Genomic DNA, 6,252 nt, shown 5'->3' on the forward strand with positions numbered 1-6,252 from the left:
GAGTACGATATTGGTTAGGTGTTCAACTTACTTCTAATCTTTGAATATTAAGTTTAATCATTTTTTCAGTGAGCTTAAAGTTACCTTCTTTCCATCCTGCGATCACTGCTTGATTCATAGCATCTGAACTCACAGTGGTCCAATCGATCGTATAACCTAACTTAAATAGTATCTGGCCTAGCATGAAACGTTGTGAGCGACCATTACCTTCTCTAAATGGATGAATATAATTTAAAACAACAAAAAATCTGGCTAAAAAACTACAGACCAAATCTATATTTTCTTTATTATTAATCAAATGGTTAAAGTTATTATTGAGGCATGAAAACAGCAGATCTGATAAAGGAGCTATGCTATTGTAACGGAGAAAGATACATTCACCTTTATAGGTATTCACGCGTCTTAATTGGCCAGCCCATGGGTAGACATCCATAAATAATTGATGATGTATATTTTGTAAGTGCTGTAAATCAAAATTGCCTAGAAAAACAGAGATATTTTCCTGTAACCTTGTATTTTGTAAGGCACTTAGCGCTTTCTCTGCCTCATTCAGGTCTTTGGTATTAGAAATACCAAGATTGTTGATCAAAACACCATTTTCATCACAGAATGGATCATCATAAAAATCTTCTTCCGTCAGATAATAATGTAGTGCATCATCAAAAAACATTTTTATCGTACACGGTACATTTCAACGAGTGTATTTCTGGCTTGTTCAAATGTCTTAGAACCCGTCACATAGTCATTAATTGCTTGTAAGCCTTTATTATCTACAACCAAATTATCTACGGCAAATGAAGCTTTTACGATTTTAAAGGCTTCAGTACGGCTATTTCTCATACCAATAACTTTTTTCATAAAATTCTCGCTTCAAATGGATCATGCAGACTCTAAGGATATAACATTTTCATTGAGAAAAAGAAGTTCCTATGAAGTTTTCACAATTATCTTAATAATTCACCTTGAATATAAAAATCCAAATTCTGTCTTTTTGATTATTTTCTATGTCATGTTATGTCATTGCTACTACGACTTATTTGCCACATAAATTGGGTGAAAAGTAAATGGAATTACTATGTTAACTAGAGTGGAACTCATTTTTGTGGTGCTGATGGTGTCAGGCTTAATCTTGATTGCTTATGAAATGCTAAAAGGTTTATTCTAGGGCATCTACACATGATTTTTGATCAAAAAAATACCCATAGAGGGAATCTATGGGCAAAACTAAGGATCTTGACGATCATTCAGAAACTACAGCTAGCTTCTAACTATGATTCTGCATTAGACTTCTTGCGTTAGTCAAATTTTAAGCAGCCAAAAGCTATATTTTATGAGGCTTTAGCCAATTCAAAAATTAGATAAAACTATACTTTCGCAAGAGGTCTACTGAATTAAAAAACCACATTGGCAAAATAGATCAAAAGTTAAATCATGTGATTTATCATTAATTAACACACTTGAGAACACAAAAACATAGCCCTGCTGATTAATACAATAACTCACCAAACAAATCCGCTCTGATCTCTTCTAAGCTGAGATCTGATTTCATTCTATTACAGATTGGATGAACCAGCAGACCATTCTCTAGCACCCCTTGCCCACCAACGGCTTTGGCAATTTTATGATCCGATTCAGTAGAATCAAGATAGATTAATCCATCACAAATGAGGCAAAAGTTATGATTACCCACCAGAAAATTGTGCTTAAGTAAACTTTTGGTTAATGCTGAAAAGGATTTGGGCTTTGAGCGCGAGATTGGACTAATCGACTCCACATATCCCACCACATGCTTCACGACCGTATCATCATAATTCCCCAAAAATCTTTCAACATAAAACTCATTAAAGTTTATGTATTTGAGTCACCTTTTAGACATGGACAGAATAAATGTATTCAGGCATTCCTCATCATCAAAATCAACCTCCATTTCCAAACTTAAGCAAATAAAGGCTTTATAGACAATTTGTAGCCGATCATAGCCCTTGATACCACTGCCGAACTTGCCGACCGTTTCGGTGGTCGCCACGGGGAAATTGGCGATCAAGAACTCAATACTACGGCGTACCCGGGTGAAGTCCTTGAAACTAATCGTTCGATGATGAATCTGCATGCGACTTTCATGAATTTCAAACACAATTGAAAACCATGCTAGAAAGGAAGTAATTTGAAAACGCTGGTCCTTATAAAAATATAAGAACGGATGTAAGCCCAAACTCGGAACCCCAGTATTTTTTACAGGAGTGTTTCATTCTGCAAAAGTAATGTAAACAGATGTGACATGATCTTTTCAACGCGTTCACCCTGATTCAGGCTCATGATATTATGAATCCGATCACCCGCGATGATATTCATGAGCTCATTGACCAAGCCAATTTTTTTGCCATGACTCATTTCAGTATCTAATAAGATGGTAGAGAAAAGCAGCTGATGGATCCTCTCCCCCAACTCGATGAGCGCATTTAAACGTGTATATTGAAGCTCTTCTAAATTGGATTTATTGTCATTGATATAACAACAAGCATAGATCGCATAATATGCATCACTTCCCCGACTTCTTAGATGATATTCCTCATATTTATCCAGGCGTTTAGTATCTGAGTTAATCGATTGGAATACGCGTCGTGCATCTTCTGGAGTACCAAGCACTTGCCGGAAACTGATTTTAATATCGTCTAATTTAGATTTTTGTTCTGCAAATTTAGGATCAATACAAATTTTTTGGAAGTCAGCCAGATCCCCTAAATGATTTCGCAGGTCACGAATATCTTCTTTTTGTTGATCGCTAAAATTAGGCGCTTGAGTGGCTTGTTCATCTGCAAAATATCTCTTGACCCACGCATAAATACTCGAAAGACGATGCGCCCCATCGATAATATAGATGTTGCCGTGTATATCTTTCCAATACAAGATACACAAATTGATATTTTGATCTTCTGTGCAATTCCCAATAAAGTTTGCAATTTCCCGCACACTCCAACATTCAGTAGAACGCTGGTTATCCGCTTTAAATAAACATTTGATGATGGCATGCTTTTCAAAATCAGTCAGTGCAACTTCAAAATTGTCTCGTTGCATTGATGGTGACATTTCTTCTGGCAACATGACTTTACGCTGAATGATATTCGTCAGTAATCGAGTTTGGCCCATTTTTTGTTTTCTCCAGGCAGCACTTCTCTATATTCGCTCAAATACGAAATTTGAAAGTGCATATCGTTCAATTTGGTTAAAGCGATGAATTAAATGACCGTCAATATCCGGTCAGCGCTAACAAAAGAAACGTAAGAGAAATGGGGATTTGAGATAATGAAATCTTCATGCTGAGTACCTGTAGTTTAGATTTTACTATCTACAACCATCTTTTTCCACGAGATGGAGGTAGACCAAACAGGGGTGGAAATACCGCACTACAGAAGACGGCCAGTCATCGACTGCCCTGCCTGGCCTACCATAATGGCAAGCTAAGCATAATAAGCACAAAAAAACCGCTTAAAGCAGTTTTAATGCTTCTGTAGTAATTTTCAGGTTTCCACGCCTGATTACAGATTTTACTGTAATGTAATTATCATATTTGTATCTTTTTCTTTGGTCAAACCAAATTAGACTTTTTTTAATCATTAATTCTATGAAAGGACCTCAATAAATTAAAATATTGAGCATTATTAAAACAAAAAATCAAATTCGCGGATTCCCAATTTTTGCTTGGCAAATCAGATTTTGACAAAGCAAAAGCCAAAATTTTTTTGAACCACTTATTAAGCTTAGGCTATTTTTAGAATATTTATGATTAGCAGTTTTAACTAAAGGCTAGAATAAGGAATTTTCATTTATGAGCATTAACTCATCAAAACAGATTAATTCAACTTAAATACAGTTTCTATCTTCAGCAATGTATAAAATTGATTAAAAATTATCAACATAATATGAAAAAACGTACTTTTTATTTGGTTAAAAAACCAAAAAATCAACCCAAAATAGAGGGTTACATTATTTAAAACTGATTCTCCAATTAATTTAAAACAACACTCAATTTCATATTAAATCGCTTTTAATTTATTATTTTATTAACAACAAAAGGTATTATTTATATCAATAATATTTCAATTAATTTTAACGTAGCGTGATTATTGTCTTGCGTCTCAACAATGCTGTTTTTAGGCTAAAAAAACACTCAAAAAGCCTAAAACCCGGGGTTGGATTTTCACCCTTAATTACCCAGTTTTTGAGCGATAAAAACTCACTTTTCTGCAAAAATATGCTAAAAAACTAAGCTGTAAAATCAACAAAAATATCCATCTGATTTCAATGTGTTTTTTTTGATGAATTTCCGTTGATATCGTCAACCTCTGATAGAACCTCTAGGCACTCTTTCATCTTGTAAAAGACGCTTTGCAACAGCATCTTTTGAATAAAATTATTATCTTTTTTATTCCATATTTTATATTTTTTTATTTTCACCTCGCCCTTTTTTACATTATTAAATTCACCCGTATTATATTCATCCCATTCAAAATTATCTGAATATTTTAAAAAATTATCTGAATCTTTTGAATAAATTTTATTAATAAAATCTAAGAATCTTTGATAGTCAATCAAGTCATTTTCAGATGATGCCTTAAAATTCAAAATAGGACGATCTTTTTCAAGTGAAATTTTATTTTCTAAACAATAAAAAAAATGTTTAAGATCATTCTGGGTTACATTTTTATTTAAGTTAAAAGGTTTCTCAATCTCATAGTGATTAGACCATGTCACCATTTTCTTCCAAGTAAAACCGATAAGATCCTCATGATTAGCATCATTTTTGACGTGACTTGTATAGAGAGAAAACGGCTGGCTGATCGATTGAATGAATTTCAATACTTCAGGATCGATCGTTGCTTTTTCTTTTTTTTCCCGCCACTTCCGGTATTCGTCTAGAAACGTTTCACGGTATAAAAATACGTCCTGTTGTTGAGGCTGCTTCTGCTTTTTCTTGCTCTTTAATGCAGCAGTTTGAGAATTATTTTCTGTGTGTGAATGAATCTTCTTCATCAATTTTAAAATATCTGTTTCATTCGACTGAAATTTAACCTTGAAATCGCGATGCATCAACTGACTATCGCCTAATAATGCCTTGATCAATTGAGGTGAATATTCACGGTTTGCTTGATAAAACATGTCAGCAATCAGGATATTCAGATGATGCAGATAATGTCTTGCAGTGATCCGAATGTCTTCATGCCCCATCAGATGCGCAAGTCGAGACCAGGCTTGGGCACTACGCGATGAAGCATCCTTCATATTGGGTAAAATGTGCTTTTTAAGCTTACGCCCAAACTCGGAATCATAGTCAGTAAAACAACGTACCAGTGCTATGCTGCCTTTTAAAAGGATAGCCAAATGTGAAGCGGTACTATGCCTGAAAGCGTGAAAGGTATATTGATGATCGTTTGTCCCTAATACAGTATTAAACAGCAACTGGGTAATTTTTGATAAATTTGTACTGGATAAAGGTTGTTCACCCAGCATAAAGAGCTGTTTGATTTTTCTATTGCAGACTGCTGCAGTCGCTTTAGAGCCAGGTAACTGGTTTTGATAAAAGCGACAAAATCCTGTGAACTCGTCCGGTGCTAAAAAATAAGCTAAATCAAACTGACGCGTGGCATTATCACTTTTCAGATCACGCTCAGAATTTAGACGAATCCTAAGGGTGAGATCATCAATATCACCCATTGTTTTTCTCATTTTATGGTGAGATCGATCGTCTTTCTGCTGATCTAAAGCGGATTCAAACACATAATAGAGCTGTCGATTGTCAGGATGTTTTCGTAACTGCGGAGATACAAAATCATCGATACAGATCCCGGCAGCTTCATCAATACGCAAGCCCAGTCTAAATGCCAATGTATAGACCCATTCTAGACAGGTTGCATCCTGCTCAGTCAGACCCAAAGCTTCTGGGTATTCTCTAAGAATCCGTATCATCAATTGAAACATCTGCGGACTAATGAGTCTGGTTTTTAAAAATAAACCGTCACTTTGACGTTCATATAAATATTGCACAATCGGTGCACGATGATTCTTGACTAAGTATTGGTGAAAGGCTTTCAGCCGATCAAAGGCATAACCCGAGGTATTGTATTTTTTATTGTTGTTGGTTTGTGCGGTCGTTTTATGATTTTTCTGATCATTCAGCAGTTTTTCTTCAACAATCGTGCGATACATTTCCTCAAACTGCTCTTCAGTGGCTGTATCTAGATTGATCTGCTGTTC

At 35.1% G+C, this 6,252-nt stretch carries 2 protein-coding genes and 2 pseudogenes; all 4 read right to left on the minus strand.

From position 1 onward, the window contains the following. Positions 1–22 precede the first annotated feature (22 nt). Entirely contained in the window at positions 23–670 is a 648-nt protein-coding gene (locus K1T76_RS14730; protein ID WP_000464611.1) for a Fic/DOC family protein, read from the minus strand. A gap of 2 nt (positions 671–672) precedes the next feature. Then, entirely contained in the window at positions 673–858 is a 186-nt protein-coding gene (locus K1T76_RS14735; protein WP_000755725.1) for a hypothetical protein, read from the minus strand. 628 nt (positions 859–1,486) lie between these two features. Then, a pseudogene (locus K1T76_RS14740) lies at positions 1,487–3,147 on the minus strand (HNH endonuclease signature motif containing protein). A 1,152-nt stretch (positions 3,148–4,299) separates the two neighbouring features. Next, positions 4,300–6,252: pseudogene (locus tag K1T76_RS14745) on the minus strand (hypothetical protein); the annotation flags it as partial.

Source organism: Acinetobacter sp. PW68 (assembly GCF_020982655.1).
Classification (GTDB): domain Bacteria; phylum Pseudomonadota; class Gammaproteobacteria; order Pseudomonadales; family Moraxellaceae; genus Acinetobacter; species Acinetobacter towneri_A.